Source organism: Burkholderia pyrrocinia, assembly GCF_003330765.1.
Taxonomy (GTDB): Bacteria; Pseudomonadota; Gammaproteobacteria; order Burkholderiales; family Burkholderiaceae; genus Burkholderia; species Burkholderia pyrrocinia_B.
This window is the reverse complement of record NZ_CP024903.1, coordinates 1,690,310-1,710,250: the sequence shown is the minus strand read 5'-3', so window position 1 is coordinate 1,710,250 and position 19,941 is coordinate 1,690,310. Positions and strand designations below refer to the sequence as shown.

Below are 19,941 nucleotides of genomic sequence, written 5' to 3'. Positions count from 1 at the left end.
CAGGCGGTGCTGAAGCGCCGCGCTGATCGGGCACGCCAATCAGGCGCGCGATGCGGCCGGCACGCCCGAGTCGGCCGACAGGATGCGCTTCATCTCGTCGCGCACGATCGCGCGGCAGCCGCACGACATCTTTTCGAGCCCGTCGAGGTCGGCGAGCTCGATCGAGCTCCGGTATTGCCGGATCAGGCCGAGTTTCTGGATTTCGCCGGCGGCATCCGTGACCGTTTCCCGCCGCACGCCGAGCATCTGCGCCAGCATGCTGTGCGTCACCTGGATCTCGATGCTGCGCGTACGGTCGTACGCCAGCAGGAACCATCTGCATAACTGATGTTTGAGCACGTGATGACGGCTGCAGAACGTGATCTGCGATACCTGTACCATCAGCAGTCGCACGCAGACGAACACGAGATGGCGGATCACCGGCGACGCATCGAACGCGGCGGTGAATACGCGCCGGTCGAGCCGATAGACGAAGCCGTCGCGGCAGGCGACCGCACGGCAAGGCATCCGGCCGCTGCCGCCGATCACGTCGTCGCAGACCACGCTCTCGCTACCGATCTCCGCGACCTCCAGCGTCATGCCGCCGGACGACACGTACTGCAGCGAAATCGCCGTCGTGACGGGGAGGTAGACCGCGGCGAGCATTTCGCCGGGTTCGCAGAGCACTTGCCCCGATTTCAGGTGGACGAGTTGAAGGTGGGGGACCAGCGTGGCGAGCTCGTCGCGGTCGATGGCCGCGAGAAACCGGTTGGCATCGAAGCTGTGGGAAAGCTCGATCATGCCGTTCGCATGCGCGACGGCGTCGTGGGCCTGGTGAGTCACGGCGCATCCTCGTAGGGTGGCTGTCGCGCGTCGTCGCGGCGATCCCCCGGAAAAGGGGAATTAGCACGATCGTGCGGACTTGTGTTCATCGAAAATAGCATGTCGATGCTGGCGAAAAGGCTAGCACGCAATTGAATTAATTCAATTGCATATTGCGTCATCTCACAAAGTTTGACGATTCGGATTGCGTGCAAACGTTATCCGGATTTAATGATTCGATTTGATGAAATTAATCATCCGGAAGCGGAGTGGTGCGCGGATCGGCTATTCGATACCAATCGGGAGTCAATCGCATAACGCTGCACATCGTACAGAGAAAGTGCCGGGCGCACATTGAACATTATTTGACAAATAAACGGGATGCGCAATATTGTTCATTAATATCAATGGCTTGTGTTGGATGTGTGCGATAGCGTACAGAGCCTGAAATTAGTGCGCCGATTCAAATTTGAGACAGTTTCAAACGAGCGTGTGAAGCGTAGGGCCGCTGCGGCAGGCTGCCCCGTGCATCGCGGAAACAATTGAAAATCGAATGTAAGTATTTGAACGATAAGCTTTGCGGCACCGATGCGCCTGCCCCGGTTCGATGCGCGCGAATTGGTCAGTCGAATGGTGCGCTGTGTCCGTCGAGCGGAAGAGTGTCCGGAAATGAGACGTTTTTTTTGGTTTGAGGCGGGTTATTCGGGTGATTTAAATCGGGTGTGATTCATATATTAAGGATGGGCGGGTATTGGCACGTAAATCGCTTATTCGGGCTGGCGTGTCGAAACGGGACGGCCGACTCGATCCGGCGGTGACAAGCCGATGGTCAGTCGGATTCAGGGTTGCGGGCCGCAACCACCGTCAACGTCCGGGCGCGCATCGCGATAACGAGTTCCATGCACGCGGCTGCAGGCGGCGCGGACAATAAGAGGGATACAGACATGCTTCATCTTCATTCGAGCTACTCGGCGAATGCCATCCTCGATGCCCTTCCGGAGGACAGCATCCGCACCATCGCACCGCATCTCGAACTGGTCCGGATCAAGGCCGGCATGCTCGACCGGGTCGGCGAGCCGATGCGCCATCTGCATTTCCCGACGACGGCAATGATGTCGGTGCAGCACCTGATGGAGGACGGTGCGATGGTCGAGGTGGCGGTGGTCGGCCGCGAGGGGGTGGTCGGGCTTGCGACGCTGGTCGGTGGCACCGCTGCGTCGAACCGGGTCGAGGTCCGCATCGGCGGGATGGCTTATCGCGTGCCGAGCTGCGTGATGCGCGCCGAATTCGAGCGGTCGCCTGCGACTTACCGGCTGCTGCTCAACTACTGCCAGGCGACGATGGCGCAGATCTCGCGCAGCGCGCTGTGCAACCGGCACCACTCGGTCAGCGAGCAGCTCAGCCGCTGGCTGCTGCTGGCGCACGACCGTATCGACGGCGACGAGCTGACCGTCACGCAGCAGACGATCGCGAACATGCTCGGCGTGCGGCGCGAAGGCGTGACGGAAGCGGCCGGCAACCTGCAGGAAGCCGGGCTGATCCGGCAGCGCCGCGGCCGCATCACGGTGCTCGACCGCGACGGCCTCGAACATCACGCGTGCGAATGCTACGACCTGATTCGCGCCGACTATCGCCGGTTGCTCGGCGCGCGCGGGAATGCGAGGCCGGCGCCGGTTCGCCCCCGCATGCCGGAGGTGCGTTGCGGATTCCCGGCACATGGTGCGTGACGATGCAGTCGAGGTCCGGTGGAACGAATGCGATGCGGCGTGCCGCGATCGCGGCGGCCGACGTCGTGCTCGTGCTGGGAGGGGCGCTTGCGGCGCAGGCGGCGTCGGGCCTTGCCTGGCGCGAACTGTCCGACGCGCAGCGTGGCGCGATCGCGCTGCTGTGCGTGATGACCGTGGCGCTGCTGCCGCGCTACCTGCGCACCGTGCGCGGCGGCGTGGCGCCGCAGGGCGGTGCTTACGTGCTGACGCAGGCAATGATTGCCGTCGTCTGCGCGAGCGTGCTGACGGTGGCCGGCACGATGTGGATCATGAACCGCGGCGGCACGGTCACGACACGCTGGATCGTGCGCACGGTGCTGGCCGGTGACGCTGCGCTGCTGCTCGGCCGTGCCGCGCTGCTGGCACTCGCGTTGACGCATGACGACCCGCGCGCGCGGCAGCGCCGCGTCGCCGTCGTCGGCGCAACGGCGTACGGGCGCGTGGCGATCGAGCGGATGCAGCTCGCGTCGAACGGCCCTTTCGTGGCGGCATGCGTATTCGATGACGATGCACCGGCTGCCGCGGGCGGCATCGGCGGCGTGCCGGTGATCGACGACTGGAACGCGTTGCGCGACATGATTCGCGGCGGCGAGATCGACGAGGTGTGGCTCACGCTGCCGATGTCGCACGAGTGGCGGATCCAGCGCATCGTGCGCGAGCTGCGCGACGAATTCGTCGAGCTGCGGCTGCTGCCCGACGTGCGGCAGATGGCGGTTGTCGATCGCTCTGCGACCGACGTGCTCGGCATGCCGGCGATCAATCTCGCGACCACGCCGCGCTCCGCGCCGGAGCTGTGGGCGAAGTTCGCGTTCGACCGACTGTTCGCGTTCGGCGTGCTGATTCCGTTGCTGCCGCTGCTGTCGATGCTGGCGCTCGCGGTCAAGCTGTCGTCGCCGGGGCCCGTGCTGTTCAGGCAGCGCCGCAAGGGCGTGGACGGCCGCGAGTTCGACATCCTGAAGTTCAGGACGATGCGTGTGCATCGCGCGCTGCCGGGCGTCGTGCGGCAGGCGTCGCGCAACGATTCGCGCATCACGCGCGTCGGCGCGTTCCTGCGGCGCACGTCGCTCGACGAGCTGCCGCAGTTCTTCAACGTGCTGTTCGGGCAGATGTCGGTCGTCGGCCCGCGTCCGCATGCGATCGAGCACGACGACTTCTATCGGCAACTGATCGACTGCTACATGTACCGCTACCGCGTGCGGCCCGGCATCACCGGATGGGCGCAGGTAAACGGCTATCGCGGCGAGACGCGCAAGGTCGAGGCGATGGCAGCGCGCGTGAAGTTCGATCTGTTCTACATGCAGAACTGGAGCTTCTGGTTCGACATGAAGATCATCCTGTTGACGGTCGTGCGGGGCTTTATCGGTCGCAATGCTTTCTAAGTAGAACGAATGATTTGGAAAGCGTCGCGTCGTGCGAGCGATCGCACCGACGGGGGCGACGCGGGTCCCGTCGTGCCGACGGAATCGCGCGGCAACGCGGCGAATTGCTGCGCTGCGGCGTGCGTCGCGCGTCGTGATTTCGCGTCCGTCCCCAGTTTATGCAGGCGTGTCGCGTGCGTCGTCGGCACGCTGATTCCGGTCAACACACGGGTGTTCAATGGGTTTATCCTGCGTCGAATGCGTCCGGCGCTTCGTGCGTCCGGGCGTGCATCCGGGCGCGGCGGCGCCGGTTATGTCTGCCCGCCGCGCGCCGGCGCGACACCGCGCGCCGCACTTTCCGCGCGGAACCCGGACAAGGAGAGGTGGCCATGGCGCTCGACCAACAACAACGGCAGACGCTGAAACAGCGGCTGAACGAGAGCGAGCAGGCGTTGCGTGCGGAGATCCGCACGAGCGAAGACCACCGCGCGTCGGAATCCTATGCGGATCTCGCCGGCGCGGCGCCGGACGAGGGCGACGAGGCGAACGCGGATCTGTTCGTCGACGTCGATCATGCATTGATCGGCATGAAGCTGACCGAACTGCGCGCGATCGGACGCGCACATCAGCGGATGCGCGACGGCAGCTACGGCGAATGCATCGATTGCGATGCGTCGGTCGACTACGAGCGCCTGATGGCGCGCCCGACCGCCGAACGCTGCACGCATTGCCAATCGCTCTACGAGCGACGATACGCCACGACGCCGCGCGCATCGCTCTGACGTCGCGGCCGCCTTCGCGCTGCACGCGATGCGCGGCCGGCGTACGATGACGAACGGGCGCCCGGCGGCGTCGACATGCGTCGCCGGGCGGGCAGACGCCGTCGCGCACGCGCGCGGCGCCATCCACGTGGAAGGGAGCCACGCCGATCATGCCGATCCACAATGCCGAGTGCGCGGCCGTGTTCGCCGAGATCGCCGACATGCTCGAGATCCAGGGCGCCAATCCGTTCCGCGTGCGTGCCTACCGCAACGCCGCGCGTACGATCGCCGACTACGGGCGCGATATCCCGACGATGATCGCGAACGGCGACGATCTCGGGAAGATTCCGTCGATCGGGCCCGATCTCGCGTCGAAGCTGCGCGAGATCGCCGTGACCGGCACCTGCGAACTGCAGCAAACGCTGCGCCATGCGCTGCCGGGCGCGATCGTCGAGCTGCTCGACGTACCGGGGCTCGGCGCGAAACGCGTGAAGGCGCTGCATGACGCGCTGCATGTCGATTCGCTCGAACAGCTTCGCGCCGAAGCGAAGAGCGGGCACGTGCGCGAGCTGCCGGGCTTCGGCGCGAAAACCGAAGCGCATCTGCTCGAAGCGATCGACGACCGCCTGCAGCGCGAACCGCAACGCTTTCTGCTGCCGGATGCCGCGCAATCGCTGATGCCGTTGCTCGAACGCCTGCGCGCGGTCGCGGGCGTCGGCAAGGCCGTGCCGGCCGGCAGTTTTCGCCGCCGCCGCGAGACGGTCGGCGATCTCGACATTCTCGTCACCGCGCGCGATCCGGTTGCCGTCGCCGAAGCGTTCGTCGGCTACGGCGACGTGGCGCGCGTGCTCGCGCACGGCAAGACGCGTTCGAGTGTCGTGCTGGCCAGCGGATTGCAGGTCGACCTGCGCGTCGTCGATGCCGATGCGTTCGGCGCGGCGCTCGTCTACTTCACGGGATCGAAGGCGCACAACATCGCGCTGCGCAGGATCGCGCAGGCCGGCGGGCTGAAGATCAACGAATACGGCGTGTTTCGCGGCGACGAGCGGATTGCCGGCGCGACGGAGGCGTCGGTCTACGACGCCATCGGGCTGCACGACGTGCCGCCCGAACTGCGCGAGAATCGCGGCGAGATCGACGCGTCGCGCGCCGGCACGCTGCCGGCGCTGGTCGAGCGCAAGCATGTCCACGGCGACCTGCATGCGCATACCGACGCGTCGGCCGGGCGCGACAGCCTGCGCGCGATGGCCGATGCGGCGCGCTCGCGCGGGCTCGCGTATCTGGCCGTCACCGATCGGACGCCGCATGCCGGCCGTGGCCGAAACGGCTTCGAATGGCTCGCGCGACAGCTCGACGAGATCGATCGCGTCAATGCGTCGTTCGACGATTTCGTGCTGCTCAAGGGCGTGGAGGCCGGCATTCGCGAGGACGGCAGCCTCGATGTGCCCGATGCCATGGTCGGCCGGCTCGATCTCGTGATCGGCGCGGTACGCGACGGCTTCGACCTGTCGCGCGACGCACAGACCGATCGCATGCTGCGTGCGATGGACCATCCGCATTTCACGATTCTCGCGCACCCGACCGGCCGCGTGCTCGGCGAGCACGACGCATGCGAACTCGACGTGCCGCGCGTGATCGCGCAGGCTGCGGCGCGCGGCTGCTTCGTCGAACTCGATGCGCAGCCTCGACGGCTCGATCTGCCGGACATCTGGTGCCGCGAGGCCGCGAAGGCCGGCGTGCTGGTGGCGATCGGCTCGGATGCGTGCAGCGCGAGCGAGCTCGACAATCTCGCGTACGGTGTCGATCAGGCACGACGCGGCTGGCTCACGCGGCAGGACGTGCTCAACACGCGCACGCTCGCGCAACTGCGGCCGCTGCTGGCGCGCACGATGGGCGCGGGCGGTGTGTCGAAGCGGAGCCGGTCGAGGGGCGCGTGAAGGCGGCTGGCGGCGCATGCCGCCAGCCGTGCGTTCGTGCGGTAACGTCAGGCCAGCCCGGTCACGCCAGCACGCCGGCCGCCGGCACATAAGGCAGGCCGAGCGCCAGCGCGACCGCTTCGTATGTGATGTGCCCGTTGCATATGTTCAGGCCCGCGCGCAGATGGGGATCGTCGGCCATCGCCTGCTTCCAGCCCTTGTCGGCGAGCGCGAGCGCATGCCCGAGCGTCGCGTTGTTCAGCGCGAAGGTCGACGTGCGCGCGACCGCGCCGGGCATGTTCGCGACGCAGTAGTGCACGACGCCGTCGACGACAAAGGTCGGGTCCGCATGCGTCGTCGCATGCGATGTCTCGAAGCATCCGCCCTGGTCGATCGCGACATCGACGACGACCGCACCCGTGCGCATCGTCGCGATCATGTCGCGCGTGACGAGCCGCGGCGCCGACGCGCCCGGTACGAGCACGGCACCGATCACGACGTCGGCATCGCGCACGGCTTCGTCGATCGTGTGCGCATTCGAGCAGACGGTCGCGATCCGGTTGGCGAAGACCAGGTCGAGCTGGCGCAGCCGGCCCACGTTGGTGTCGAGCACGGTGACGCGCGCGCCGAGGCCGACCGCCATCTGCAGCGCGCCGGTGCCGACGACGCCCGCGCCGAGCACGACCACGTGCGCGGCCGGCACGCCGGGCACGCCGGCCATCAGCAGGCCGCGGCCGCCGCGCGGGCTTTCGAGGTGGGTCGCCGCGACCTGGATCGACATGCGTCCGGCCACCTCGCTCATCGGCGCAAGCAGCGGCAGGCCGCCTCCGGGGCCCGTCACGGTTTCGTATGCGATGCATACCGCGCCGGACTTCACCAGTGCGGCCGCCTGCTCGGGATCGGGCGCGAGATGCAGGTACGTGTAGAGGATTTGCCCGCGCCGCAGCATCGCGCATTCGGTCGCCTGCGGCTCCTTGACCTTGATGATCATGTCGGCGCGCGCGAATACTTCGTCGGCGCCGTCGCAGAGCGACGCGCCCGCAGCCGCATAGTCGTTGTCGAGCAGGCCGATCGCCGTGCCCGCGCCGCGCTGCACGAGTACGCCATGACCGTGCCGCGTGAGTTCGCGCGCGCCGGCCGGCGTGAGGCCGACGCGGTATTCGTGGTTCTTGATCTCTTTCGGCACGCCGATCAGCATGAGTCACCTCCATGGCCTTCGTTATCGTTTGTCGTGCATGTGCGCGGCCGGGCGAGCGATGCACGTGCGGCCGGTTGCGCAGGGGGCGTGCCGACGGCAGTACTGGAATAACAGGGTAGTAGTGCGCGGTGGGAAGTCAAGCGACCGGCCGGCGCGACGATGCCTGCGCACTGCATCGCAACATGCGTTGCCGCGGCTTGCGACCGGACGTCGCAATGCGCACGCTGCCGGGTTTCGGTATCGTCATGCGTGTCGCGGGCCGGGGCCGCGGGCCGGAACCCTTCCGGCAGAACAACGAGACAACGAGACGAGGACACTTACCGACATGACCGGTGCGTATTTCAGCGTGCCGACGCTTTGCGCGATTGCGCTCGTTCACGTCTACTGGGCGTTCGGCGGGCGGCTCGGCAAGCGTGCGGCCATTCCGGAACAGGACGGCGTGCCGCTGCTGCGGCCGACTGCCGTCGGCACGCTTGCCGTCGCGGCGGCGCTGCTGGCCGGCGCATGCGTGGTCGCCGCGCGGGCCGGCTGGCTTGGGCGGAACGCGTATCCCGGCACGATCGCGTTCGCGGTCGTTGCGCTCGCATTGATCTTCGCGGTGCGGGCCGTCGGCGATTTCCGCCACGTCGGCTTCTTCAAGCGGATTCGCGGGTCGCGTTTCGCGCGGATGGACACGCTGTATTACTCGCCGCTTTGCGCGGCCCTGGCGCTATCCATCGCGTCGATGTTCTGGCCGGGGTGAGCGGCACGCAGCGCAGCAGGTAACCCGGCCCAACGCAGAACAATCGTCTGCCCGACGCGCGGATCGGCCGGCAATCGCGCCATCCTTGTGCATTCCGGCTTCCTGTTTTTTCAATTGTTGCGATTTTCGATGCATTGAATTGCATTGAACCCCCTCGAAATGGAACCGGTTCCAGTTATAATTCGCGGCACTCGTCGCCGGACCCGCAAAGAGGGTCGTGCACGTTGCGCTTGCTGTCGGCAAACGCGGCGTCTAAGTTGAATCAGGGTCAGGCGATGGCGGGCAGGTTCGGGCCGACAGGCCGGTATTTGTCTGAGGATCCGGCCCGCGAAGCGGTCGATCCGCGCAGCGCCTCCGGCACCGGCGCGCCCGCATCGAGGTTGTTCGCAATACACGAAAGAACAGGACGGCCAGCCGCGTGCGGCATGGCTGCCGTGCCGGCACGCCGCATGCGGAATGCGCGCGTCCGGACCCGATCCCCAACGATCAACATCCGACCATGTCCACGCCACCTGACAAACCCAACTCGCGTCGCCGTTTCCTGCGCACGTCGGTCGCGCTCGTGCCGATCGCGTCGGTCGCCGGCTGCGACCTGCGCTCGTCGTCGCAGCCGGCGACGACGGCCGGCAACGCGTCGGCCGCATCGGCCAACGCCGAACGCGCGCCGTACAAGCCGACCTTCTTCGATGCGAAGGAATGGACGTTCGTCCAGGCCGCCGTCGACCGGCTGATTCCGGCCGACGCCGAAGGCCCCGGCGCGCTCGAATCGGGCGTGCCCGAGTTCATCGACCGCCAGATGGAGACGCCGTATGCGCACGGCGCGACGTGGTACATGCAGGGGCCGTTCCAGCAGGGCGTGCCCGAGCTCGGCTACCAGCTGAAGCTCGTGCCGCGCGACATCTACCGGCTCGGCATCGCGGCGGTCAACCGCTATTGCGAGAAGACCCACGGCAAGGCCTTCGTGGATCTCGACGCGCCGACGCGCGACACGGTGCTCGGTGCGCTGGAGAAGGGCGGCGCACAGATCGACGACGTGCCGCCCGGCGTGTTCTTCGGCCAGTTGTTGCAGAACACGCGCGAAGGCTACTTCAGCGATCCGGTGCATGGCGGCAATCACGACATGGCTGCGTGGAAGATGATCGGCTTTCCGGGCGCGCGCGCGGACTTCATGGATTTCGTCAACCAGAACGGCAAGCCCTATCCGTACGGCCCCGTCTCGATCAACGGGGAGCGCAGCTGATGGCCGCAGAGAAAAAACCGCACGTCGATGCGGTAATCGTCGGCTTCGGCTGGACCGGCGCGATTCTCGCGAAGGAACTGACCGAAGCGGGCCTGAAGGTCGTCGCGCTGGAGCGCGGCGAATATCGCGACACCTATCCGGACGGCGCGTATCCGAACACGATCGACGAGCTGACCTACAACATCCGCAAGAAGCTGTTCCTCGACCTGTCGAAGACGACCGTGTCGATTCGCCACGGCGTGCAGGACACCGCGCTGCCGTACCGGCAGCTCGCCGCGTTCCTGCCGGGCGAGGGCGTCGGCGGTGCCGGGCTGCACTGGTCGGGCGTGCATTTCCGGATCACGCCGGAAGAACTGCGCTTGCGCAGCCACTATGAAGAGCGCTACGGCAAGAAGTTCATCCCCGCAGGGATGACGATCCAGGACACGGGCGTCAGCTACGACGAGCTCGAGCCGCATTTCGATTTCGCCGAGAAGGTGTTCGGCACGTCGGGGCAGGCGTACAAGGTCGGCGGCAAGGTGGTCGGCGACGGCAACGTGTTCGAAGCGAACCGCAGCGACAGCTTCCCGTTGCCCGCGCAGCTCAATACGTATTCGGCGCAGCGCTTCTTCGATGCGTCGAAGTCGCTCGGCCTGCATCCGTACCGGCTGCCGTCGGCGAACACGTCGGGCCCGTACACGAACCCGTACGGCGTGCAGATGGGCCCGTGCAACTTCTGCGGCTACTGCAGCGGCTACGCGTGCTACATGTACTCGAAGGCGTCGCCGAACCTGAACATCCTGCCCGCGCTGAAGCAGGCGCCGAACTTCGAGCTGCGCTCGAAGTGCCACGTGCTGCGCGTCGACCTCGACGACACGAAGAAGCGTGCGACGGGCGTGACCTACGTCGACCCGGCCGGGCGTGAAGTGCACCAGCCGGCCGATCTCGTGATCGTGGCCGCGTTCCAGTATCACAACGTGCACCTGCTGCTGCTGTCGGGCATCGGCAAGCCGTACGACCCGATCTCGGGCGAAGGTGTCGTGGGCCGCAATTTCGCGTACCAGAACCTGTCGACGATCAAGGCGTTCTTCGACAAGGACACCTACACGAATCCGTTCATCGGCGCGGGCGGCAACGGCGTCGCGGTGGACGACTTCAACGCGGACAACTTCGACCACGGCCCGCTCGGCTTCGTCGGCGGCTCGCCGCTGTGGGTCAACCAGGCCGGCGTGAAGCCGGTCAGCGGCATCGCGACGCCGCCCGGCACGCCGCAGTGGGGCTCGGCGTGGAAGAAGTCCGTGAAGGATTACTACGCGCACACTATCTCGATGGATGCGCACGGCACGAACATGTCGTATCGCGACGTGTATCTCGACCTCGATCCGACCTATCGCGATTCGTACGGCCAGCCGCTGCTGCGGATGACCTTCGACTGGAAGGACAACGACATCAAGATGGCGCAGTACGTGACCGGGCAGATGAAGAAGATCGCAGAGGCGATGGGGCCGAAGGCGATCGGTGTGTCGACGCGCGAGTTCGGCAAGCATTTCGATTCGCGCGCGTACCAGACGACCCACCTCGTCGGCGGCGCGATCATGGGCACCGACCCGAAGACGAGCGTGCTGAACCGCTACCTGCAGTGCTGGGACGTGCACAACGTGTTCGTGATGGGCGCATCGGCGCTGCCGCAGGGCATCGGCTACAACCCGACCGGGATCATCGCGGCGCTGGCCTACTGGTCGGCACGCGCGATCCGCGAGCAATACCTGAAGAATCCCGCCCCGCTGGTGACCGTATGAAGAGGACGATGAACCACAACGCCGCGCGGCGTGTATCGCGCGCGCTGACGGCCGGTGCGGCCTGGGCGATGTTCGGCCTTGCGGGCACGACGGCGTTCGCGCAACCGGCGGCAGCGCCCGCGGCGGCTTCGGGCCCGGCCGCGACGCCTGCCGCGCAGTCCGCGGATGCGCTCGTGGCCCGCGGCGCGTACCTGGCCCGCGCGGGCGACTGCGTTGCATGCCACACCGCGAGCGGCGGCAAGCCGTTCGCGGGCGGGCTGAAGTTCGACACGCCGATCGGCGCGATCTATTCGACCAACATCACGCCGGACCCGAAGACGGGCCTCGGCGGCTGGACGCTCGACGAGTTCGACCGTGCGCTGCGAGCGGGCGTGCGCAAGAACGGCGACACGCTGTACCCGGCGATGCCGTTTCCGTCCTATGCGCGGCTGACCGACGCCGACGTGAAGGCGCTGTACGCGTACTTCATGCACGGTGTCGCACCCGTCGAGCACGAGAATCGCGCGGTCGACATCGTGTGGCCGTTGTCGATGCGCTGGCCGCTCGGCATCTGGCGCAAGATGTTCGCGCCGTCGCCGAAGCCGTTCGACGCGGCGCCGTACACCGACCCGGTGGTCGCGCGCGGCGCGTATCTCGTGCAGGGTCTCGGCCACTGCGGCGCGTGTCACACGCCGCGCGCGCCGACGATGCAGGAGCGCGGGCTGACCGACGCGGACGGCCCGGACTTCCTGGCCGGCGGCGCTGCGATCGACGGCTGGGTGCCGACGAGCCTGCGCGGCGAGCAGCGCACGGGGCTCGGCACGTGGACGGAAACCGAGATCGTGCAGTTCCTGAAGACCGGCCGCACGCTGCGCACGGCCGCGTTCGGCGGGATGACGGACGTGGTCGGCCACAGCATGCAGCACATGACCGACGAGGACCTGAACGCGATCGCGCGCTACCTGAAGACGCTGCCGCCGCGCGTACAGGGCGAGCAGCCGCACGTGTACGACGCGGCCGCCGCGAAGGCGCTGCAGACCGGCGACGCGAGCAAGCCGGGCGCGGCCGTCTATCGCGACAACTGCACGGCCTGCCACCGCAGCGACGGCCACGGCTACACGCGCGTGTTCCCGGCGCTTGCCGGCAACCCGGTCGTGCAGGGCGACGATCCGACGTCGCTGATCCACGTCGTGCTGGAAGGCAGCGCGCTAGAGGGCACACGCACCGCGCCGTCGACCTTCACGATGCCGCCGTTCGGCTGGCGCCTGTCCGACCAGGAAGTCGCGGACGTGTCGAACTTCGTGCGCACGAGCTGGGGCAACACGGGCGCGCCGGTGACGGCCGCGCAAGTCGCGAAGGTGCGCAAGAGCGTGCCGTCGACGCGGCCCGAAGCGCCGCCGGGCGCGCGCTTCCCGCAAGCGTCGCGCTGACGCGGCGGCGGGGCGCCGGCCCCGCCTGTCCGATCCGCTTCAACGCGCCGGCGAGCCCGCTCGGCGCCTTTCGTTGCGTCGGGGTTGCACCCCGCAAAGGCGCGCCGCCGCGTGAAAATTTCGCGGCGTCGCGCCATTTTTTCGTCTCATCCCTTATCCTTCCACTCTTGAACCTTACTAAATAGTTACAAGAACTTGGGAGGGGGGATGCCTCATGACGTCAGCCTGATTGCGTTGCTCGCGGCCGGTTTCGGTCTCGCGATGATCTTCGGTTACCTCGCGTCGCTGCTGAAAATGCCGCCGCTCGTCGGTTACCTGCTCGCCGGGATCGTGATCGGCCCCGGCACGCCCGGTTTCGTCGGCGACCTGTCGCTCGCGCAGCAGCTCGCCGAAGTCGGCGTGATGCTGCTGATGTTCGGCGTCGGCCTGCATTTCTCTCTGGGGGATCTGCTCGCGGTACGCAAGATCGCGCTGCCGGGCGCCGTCGTGCAGATCACCGTCGCGACGCTGCTCGGCGGCGGGCTCGCGCTCACGTGGGGCTGGAGCTTCGGTGCGGCGCTCGTGTTCGGGCTCGCGCTGTCGGTCGCGAGCACGGTCGTGCTGCTGCGCGCGCTCGAAGGGCGCGGGCTCGTCGAGACGGTCAACGGGCGCATCGCGGTCGGCTGGCTCGTCGTCGAGGATCTCGTGATGGTGCTCGTGCTGGTGCTGCTGCCACCCGTCGCGGGGCTGCTCGGCGGCACGCCGCCCGGCGACGCGCATGCGGACGGCGGCAGCATCTGGGGCACGCTCGGCGTCACGATGCTGAAGGTCGCGGCGTTTATCGCGCTGATGCTCGTGGTCGGCAAGCGCGTGTTCCCGCGTATTTTGTGGCTCGTCGCGCGCACCGGCTCGCGCGAGCTGTTCACGCTGTGCATGATCGCGGCGGCGGTCGGCATCGCGTTCGGCGCGGCGAAGCTGTTCGACGTGTCGTTCGCGCTCGGCGCGTTCTTCGCCGGGATGATGATGCGCGAGTCGGAATTCAGCCGGCGCGCGGCCGACGAGACGCTGCCGCTGCGCGATGCGTTCTCGGTGCTGTTCTTCATCTCGGTCGGGATGCTGTTCGACCCGAAGGTGCTGCTCGACCAGCCGCTGCACGTGATCGAGGTCGCCGCGATCGTGCTGGTCGGCAAGACGCTCGCGGCGGTCGCGCTCGTGATCGCGTTCCGTTATCCGCTGAACACCGCGCTGACGGTCGGCGCGGGCCTCGCGCAGATCGGCGAATTCTCGTTCATCCTCGCGGGGCTCGGCCGTGCGCTCGGGCTGCTGTCGGCCGAGGGGCAGAGCCTGATCCTCGCGGTCGCGCTGATCTCGATCGCGATGAATACGCTGCTGTTCGCGATGATCGATCCGGCGCTCGCATGGATCCGCAAGCATTCGGCATTCGCGCGCAGGCTCGAGGCGCGCGACGATCCGCTCGCCGCGCTGCCGATGTCGACGCCGCAGACGCACCTGACCGGGCAGGTCGTGATCGTCGGCTACGGCAAGGTCGGCACGCGGATCGCGCACGCGCTGGACGAGCGCGGGATCGCGTATGTCGTCGTCGAGCAGAATCGCGAGCTCGTCGAGAAGCTGCGCGAGGACGGCGTCGCCGCCGTGTCGGGCGACGCGATCGAGCCGATCGTACTCGTGCAGGCGCATATCGCGCGCGCCGGGATGCTGGTCGTCACGCTGCCCGACGTGTTCGACGTGCGGCAGATCGTCGAGATCTCGCGCACGCTCAACCCGACGCTCGAGGTCGTGCTGTGCACGAACAGCGGCGACGAGGCCGCGCTGCTGTCGAGCGAAGGCATCGGCACCGTGTTCATGGGCGAGACCGAACTCGCGCGCGGGATGACCGAGCACGTGCTCGGCAGGATGGTGAAGCCGGTCGCGGCGGCGCATTGACGGCGCGCGCCGTGGCGGCTTCAGCTTGCCGCCTTCGCCTGTACGGCCGCGCCCGACTGCGCGGCTGTCTTCACCGGCGCGGTGGCTTTCACTGAGGCAGCCGTCTTCGGTTGAACCACCGCCTTCGGCGCTGCGACTGTCTTCTTCGGTGCCGCCGCCTTGGCCTGCGCATTCGTCTCAGGCTCGACCGGCGCGTCGGGCGGTACGCCGAGCAACTGCAGCGAGCCGCTCGTGACCGACGCGAACACCGGGCCGGCCACTGTGCCGCCGTAGTAGCCCTTGCCGCGCGGCTCGTCGATCATCACCGCGACGATCAGGCGTGGGTTGCTCATCGGCGCCATCCCCGCGAACAGCGCGCGGTACTTGCCCTTCGCATAGGTCGCGCCGACTTGCTTGCGCGCGGTGCCCGTCTTGCCGCCGATCCGGTAGCCGTCGACGCGCGCACGGCGCCCCGTGCCGCCTTCGCCGACCGCCATCTCGAGCATCGAGCGGATCGACGCGGCCGTTTGCGGCGACGTCACGCGGTGGCCGCGATGCGCGTCGATCGTCTGCTGGTCGGTGCCGTTCTTCAGCAGCGACACGGGGTGCAGCGTGCCGTCGCCCGCATAGGCCGTGTACGTTTGCGCGATCTGCAGCAGCGACATCGACAGGCCGTAGCCGTACGCCATCGTCGCCTGCTCGATCGGCCGCCAGCGCTTGTAGCCGCGCAGCCGGCCCGACGCGACGCCCGGGAACGTCAGTTCCGGCGCGCGGCCGATCCCGTATTCCTGGTACTTGTTCCAGATGGTTTCGGCGGGCAGGTTCAGCGCGAGCTTCGCGAGCGCGACGTTGCTCGACTTCTGCAGCGCCTGCGACACCGTCAGCGAGCCGTGGTTCGACGTGTCGTGGATCACGGCCGGGCCGATCTTGTAGGTGCCCGGCGACGTGTTGATGATCGTGTTCGGCGTGACCTTGCGCTCGTCGATCGACAGCGCGACGACGAGCGGCTTGATTGTCGAGCCGGGTTCGAACGTGTCGATCACCGCGCGGTTGCGCAACTGCTGGCCCGTGAGGCGCGCGCGGTCGTTCGGGTCAAAGGTCGGGTAATTCGCGAGCGCGAGGATCTCGCCGTTCTGCGCGTCGAGCACCACGACGCTGCCGGCCACCGCGTTGTTCTCGACCACGGCCGCCTTGAGCTGGCTGAACGCGAGCTGCTGGATGCGGCGGTCGATCGTCAGCTCAATCGTCGCGCCGTGCTGCGCGGGGACGAGCGGGCGCGTGTCCGATACGATGCGGCCGAGCCGGTCGCGGATCACCTCGCGTTGCCCCGCCGTGCCCAACAGGCGCGCATTCGCCGCGAGCTCGACGCCTTCCTGGCCTTTGTCCTCGACGTTCGTGAAGCCGACCACGTGCGCGGCCGATTCGCCTTCCGGGTAGAAGCGCTTCGAATCGGCGATCTGCGTGATGCCGTCGATCGCGAGCTTGTCGAGCCGGCCTGCGGTGTCCGCGTCGACCTGCCGCTTGAGCAGCACGAACGTACGGTCGTGGCCGAGACGCCGCTTGACCTCGACGAGCGGCATGTCGAGCAGCTTCGAGATCTGCGGGTAGTCGGTATCGGCGACCTGTTTCGGGTTCGCCCAGATTTCATAGGTCGACAGGCTGACCGCGAGCATCGCGCCGTTGCGGTCGACGATGCGCCCGCGCATCGCGTCGAGCTCGATCGTGCGCTGGTAGCGCTTCTGACCCTGGCCGACATAGAAATCCTGGTTCGCGACCTGCACCCAGAAGGCACGCGCGATCAGCGCGGCGAATGCAAGGAACACGATGATCACGACCAGCTTCGAGCGCCACATCGGCAGGCGCGACGCGAGCATCGGATTCTTGGTTGCGGCCGCGTACGGATCGGCGGGGTGGGTCTTCTTTTTCACGCTCATGCAATGGCCGGGTCGGGCCGCCGGATGGCGGCAAGTCAGTCTGAATAATGCGATTGTAATAAATGAGTAAACGCCGTGTGGGGAAAGTGTGTTCCGGCCCCGCGAAAAGTGGGCGGCGGCCATCCGGCGGAGCGCGGAAAGGGGGCAGGAAAGGGGGCAGGCAAGGCGGGGTGGAAGCGGAATTTCACCGCCGCAGCAGACGGCGAAAGGCCGGCGATCCGCTGCGTGTCGATCCCGGCGCACGATATCCGGTACCCGGTCGATTCCGACCGTCACCGCAGTGCGATCAATTGCCCGGACCGTGGTTATTTTTTTAAACCGGAAAATGAAAAAGCGCCCCGAAAGGAGGCGCCGGTAATTCTGAATATCGAAATAAATATCGCTGAAACTGGAATAAACCCGAAAACCGCAGACGATTTACATCAATGATTTCTATCGGGCGACGGAAATGAATTCCCGGTATTCCGGCTGGATCGTGCAGGGATCGACGGCCTGCAGCCGCCACGCGCCGGCGTGATTGCCGGCGAGCACGGCGGGGCCCTGTTCGCGCTGCGTCGCATCGAACGACAGTCCCGTCAACTGGCATACGGCATTCCCGCCGTCGGCCGCGCAGAGCGCCATCGCGCCCTCGACGTCGCGTACCTTGCCCCAGGTCGGAAGATCCATGTCCTGATGTGCCTCGCGCGACCACAGCCCCTCATCGGTATCGACCCACAGTACCGCGAAAGAGTGCCGGGTTGCCGATTCGCTGCCATTAATCCGAATAGTGAGGCGCATTGGATCGTCTCCTAAAAAAATTGACACATTCGACCGTTTTGACTTGAACAGTCTAGATAGACTGCGGTGAAACGCAAGTGATAATCCGCAATAAATCCGTATTGAGTCGATTGCGGTTTCAGATGAAACGACGTCTGACGATTCGCGGTCGTTCCGGCAGCGCGCTCAAACGCAGACGGCACCGGTGAGTCTGGTGTTAACGCGTGTCTGGCCGACGTGCGAGACATGGGATGACATGGCCGTGGGGCGCGTCGATCTGTCGCGTGCGACCGGCCGCTGAAACCGGGCGACCGATGCAACATGGCACCGTTCGAATGCGGCCCGACCGGATGTTTCAGCGTGTTGACGGCGCGACCGGAACGACACACTCCGACAATCGCGTACAAATCGGCACACTTTCACGAAACTTTCGGGACAGACTTGCATGCGATCGGGCCCCACACTGGGAACTTCCCGATCCTGTGCCGCGGACGCCCGTCCTCGGCGGCTGCCGCCGCTTCGTGCCAGAGACGCGATCGAAGCGATCGCGGGCCGCACGCCCGCTCGGGACTGTCAGGGCGCGCGTCAGCCCCGGCCCGGCCGGTGAGCCGTGCACAACCCGCAACCGCGGGCGCCGCGCCGCCCGGCCGACTCTTCGAAGGAGATTATCGTGCTGATCTGGAAAACCGCGTTGTCGCTCAACTGGCGGACGAGCCTCGTGTCGCCGGCCAGCGCGCCGGTCGCGGCGGCGAACGTCGGACGGCTGGTGCTGACCGGCGCGACCGGCTTCATCGGCAGTACCGTGCTGACGGCGCTCGTCAACGCAGGGCTGCTCGAACGCATCGTGTGCGTCGTGCGCGCGCAGGATCGCGGCCACGCCGTCGCACGGCTGCGCGACGCGGCGTTGCGCGCGGGGCTCGCGCCGTACTGGGCGTCGCGCCTGACCGACGCGAACGTGATCGTCGGCGCGCTCGGCGACGTGTGGCAGGGCGCCGACGCGCCGCGTCTCGCCGGCGCGACGCACGTGATCCACTGCGCCGGCCATGCGTCGCCGGCCGACGGCGCGCACCTGCAGGCCGACATCGCCGATTCGGTGCGCTTCGCCGAACGCTTCGCGCGGGCGCCGCGCCTGCAGCGCTTCGTGTACGTCGGCACGGCCTACGCGCATGCGGGCCGCGGCGGGATCGTGCACGAAGAGGCGGCGCGCGACGCGGCGAACGACGTCGCGCAAGACGACGAAGGCCTGCCGGGGGCGGTGCTCGCGGCGGACTACCTGCACGCAAAGGCGGAAACGGAGCAGCGCCTGCGCGGGCTCGGGCTGCCGCTCGTCGTCGTGCGGCCGTCGCACGTCGTCGGCCATACGGTGCTCGGCACGCGGCCCGCGCCGAATTCGTTCTGGATGTTCCGTCTTGCGCATGCCGCGCGCCGCTTCACCGCGCGGCCGATGACACGCATCGACATCGTGTCGGTGGACGACGTCGCGCGCGCGACGATGCTGCTGGCAGTCAAGCCGACGCTCGCGCACGACCTTTATCACGTGTCGGCCGGCGACGAGGCGCCGCAGGTCGCGCAGATCGTGCGCGCGATGGACGAGGCGGCGGGGATGACGGGGGCGCCGCGCTACGCGGCGTGCGCGCCGGCCGAACTGCCGCTCGTGGTGCGCGACGTGCTCGGGCGGCCCGATCCGGCACTCGAGCGCGTGATCGGCCGGGCGCTGCAGCGCTGCGCGGAATTCGCGACGGTCGATCGCGTGTTCGACAACCGCCGCGTGCGTGATGAAATCGATTTCGAGCCGTTGCCGTTCATCGATTACGTCGAGGAATGCATGCGCACGTCGCGCGGCGTCGCGGTGACCGAGCTGATGCGCGGCGCGGTGCACTGACCGCCCGCGCCGTATCGGCACCTGTTCCCGCGGCTGGCGGGAACGGGCGCCATCATTGCGCGTTGCCGCCGAGTTCGATGAGCCGGTCGAGCGCGCGGTAGATGTCTTCCAGGCCGTCCTGGCCGAATCGCGACTCGAGCTGCCGGTACTGCTCGTCGATGCGCGGACCGATTTCCGTGACGAGCTTTTTGCTTTGCGGCGTCAGGCTGACCAGCAGCCGGCGCTGATCCTCCTGCGCGCGCGTGCGCGTAATCAGGCCGTCGCGCTCCATCCGTTCCAGCACGCCCGTGAGGCTCGGGCTCAGGATGCAGCAGCGCCGCGCGATCTGTCCCGCTTCGAGCGCGTGCGCCGGTTCGCTGTCGAGCACGCGGATGATCCGCCATTGCTGTTCGGTCAGCGCGAATTCCTTGAGAATGGGGCGGAACAGGCCCATCAGCGTTTCGCGGGCCTCGAGCAGCAGCATGGCAAGGTTGCGATGGTCGAGCGTACGGTTCATCG

General features: G+C 67.3%; 16 protein-coding genes. 11 read left to right on the top strand and 5 right to left on the bottom strand.

Going from position 1 to position 19,941, the window contains the following annotated elements:
- Nucleotides 1-39: 39 nt before the first annotated feature.
- Entirely contained in the window at nt 40-822 is a 783-nt protein-coding gene (locus CUJ89_RS25270) for a Crp/Fnr family transcriptional regulator (RefSeq protein ID WP_201752326.1), read from the bottom strand.
- A gap of 923 nt (nt 823-1,745) precedes the next feature.
- Here CUJ89_RS25270 and CUJ89_RS25265 point away from each other — a divergent pair.
- The 4 genes from CUJ89_RS25265 (at nt 1,746) to polX (ending at nt 6,623) form a co-directional block, all read left to right on the top strand.
- Entirely contained in the window at nt 1,746-2,528 is a 783-nt protein-coding gene (locus tag CUJ89_RS25265) for a Crp/Fnr family transcriptional regulator (RefSeq protein WP_114180105.1), read from the top strand.
- Nucleotides 2,529-2,530: 2 nt separating this feature from the next.
- Nucleotides 2,531-3,946, top strand: a complete 1,416-nt coding sequence (locus CUJ89_RS25260; protein ID WP_236654954.1) for an undecaprenyl-phosphate glucose phosphotransferase — start codon at nt 2,531-2,533, stop codon at nt 3,944-3,946.
- Nucleotides 3,947-4,314: 368 nt separating this feature from the next.
- Complete coding sequence (locus CUJ89_RS25255; RefSeq protein WP_114180104.1) at nt 4,315-4,707, top strand: TraR/DksA family transcriptional regulator; 393 nt, start codon at nt 4,315-4,317, stop codon at nt 4,705-4,707.
- Nucleotides 4,708-4,856: 149 nt separating this feature from the next.
- Nucleotides 4,857-6,623, top strand: a complete 1,767-nt coding sequence (gene polX, locus CUJ89_RS25250) for a DNA polymerase/3'-5' exonuclease PolX (protein ID WP_114180103.1) — start codon at nt 4,857-4,859, stop codon at nt 6,621-6,623.
- A gap of 61 nt (nt 6,624-6,684) precedes the next feature.
- On the opposite strand, the gene ald is transcribed toward polX, so the two are convergent.
- Nucleotides 6,685-7,800: an alanine dehydrogenase gene (gene ald, locus CUJ89_RS25245; RefSeq protein WP_114180102.1), complete on the bottom strand. Its 1,116-nt coding sequence runs from the start codon at nt 7,798-7,800 to the stop codon at nt 6,685-6,687.
- 325 nt (nt 7,801-8,125) lie between these two features.
- On the opposite strand from ald, the gene CUJ89_RS25240 reads away from it, so the two are divergent.
- The 5 genes from CUJ89_RS25240 to CUJ89_RS25220 all read left to right on the top strand — a co-directional run bounded on the left by CUJ89_RS25240 (nt 8,126) and on the right by CUJ89_RS25220 (nt 14,892).
- A complete protein-coding gene (locus CUJ89_RS25240; RefSeq protein ID WP_114180101.1) occupies nt 8,126-8,542 on the top strand; it encodes a DUF3995 domain-containing protein in 417 nt (138 codons plus the stop codon).
- Between the two features lie 499 nt (nt 8,543-9,041).
- Complete coding sequence (locus CUJ89_RS25235; protein WP_114181551.1) at nt 9,042-9,782, top strand: gluconate 2-dehydrogenase subunit 3 family protein; 741 nt, start codon at nt 9,042-9,044, stop codon at nt 9,780-9,782.
- Nucleotides 9,782-11,560 carry a GMC family oxidoreductase gene (locus CUJ89_RS25230; protein ID WP_114180100.1) on the top strand — a complete coding sequence of 593 codons (1,779 nt, stop codon included), beginning with the start codon at nt 9,782-9,784 and terminating at the stop codon, nt 11,558-11,560. The genes CUJ89_RS25235 and CUJ89_RS25230 overlap by 1 nt, the downstream gene beginning before the upstream one ends.
- Nucleotides 11,557-12,969 (top strand): cytochrome c, encoded by a 1,413-nt coding sequence (locus CUJ89_RS25225; RefSeq protein WP_114180099.1) that lies wholly within the window; start codon nt 11,557-11,559, stop codon nt 12,967-12,969. Before CUJ89_RS25230 ends, CUJ89_RS25225 begins: the two co-directional genes overlap by 4 nt.
- 207 nt (nt 12,970-13,176) lie before the next feature.
- A complete protein-coding gene (locus CUJ89_RS25220) occupies nt 13,177-14,892 on the top strand; it encodes a cation:proton antiporter (RefSeq protein ID WP_114180098.1) in 1,716 nt (571 codons plus the stop codon).
- 20 nt (nt 14,893-14,912) lie between these two features.
- Here the strand turns inward: CUJ89_RS25220 and CUJ89_RS25215 are convergent, their stop codons facing one another.
- Nucleotides 14,913-16,805, bottom strand: a complete 1,893-nt coding sequence (locus CUJ89_RS25215) for a peptidoglycan D,D-transpeptidase FtsI family protein (protein WP_114180097.1) — start codon at nt 16,803-16,805, stop codon at nt 14,913-14,915.
- A 108-nt stretch (nt 16,806-16,913) separates the two neighbouring features.
- Here CUJ89_RS25215 and CUJ89_RS37835 point away from each other — a divergent pair, with 108 nt between their 5' ends.
- Nucleotides 16,914-17,234, top strand: coding sequence for a hypothetical protein (locus CUJ89_RS37835; protein WP_161556558.1), 321 nt, complete (start codon nt 16,914-16,916; stop codon nt 17,232-17,234).
- Nucleotides 17,235-17,237: 3 nt separating this feature from the next.
- Here CUJ89_RS37835 and CUJ89_RS25210 read toward each other — a convergent pair whose 3' ends face one another.
- Nucleotides 17,238-17,582: a DUF3564 family protein gene (locus CUJ89_RS25210; RefSeq protein ID WP_114180096.1), complete on the bottom strand. Its 345-nt coding sequence runs from the start codon at nt 17,580-17,582 to the stop codon at nt 17,238-17,240.
- A 649-nt stretch (nt 17,583-18,231) separates the two neighbouring features.
- Here CUJ89_RS25210 and CUJ89_RS25205 point away from each other — a divergent pair.
- Nucleotides 18,232-19,443 carry an SDR family oxidoreductase gene (locus CUJ89_RS25205; RefSeq protein WP_114180095.1) on the top strand — a complete coding sequence of 404 codons (1,212 nt, stop codon included), beginning with the start codon at nt 18,232-18,234 and terminating at the stop codon, nt 19,441-19,443.
- A gap of 52 nt (nt 19,444-19,495) precedes the next feature.
- Here the strand turns inward: CUJ89_RS25205 and hpaR are convergent, their stop codons facing one another.
- Nucleotides 19,496-19,939, bottom strand: coding sequence for a homoprotocatechuate degradation operon regulator HpaR (hpaR, locus tag CUJ89_RS25200; RefSeq protein WP_114180094.1), 444 nt, complete (start codon nt 19,937-19,939; stop codon nt 19,496-19,498).
- Nucleotides 19,940-19,941 lie beyond the last annotated feature (2 nt).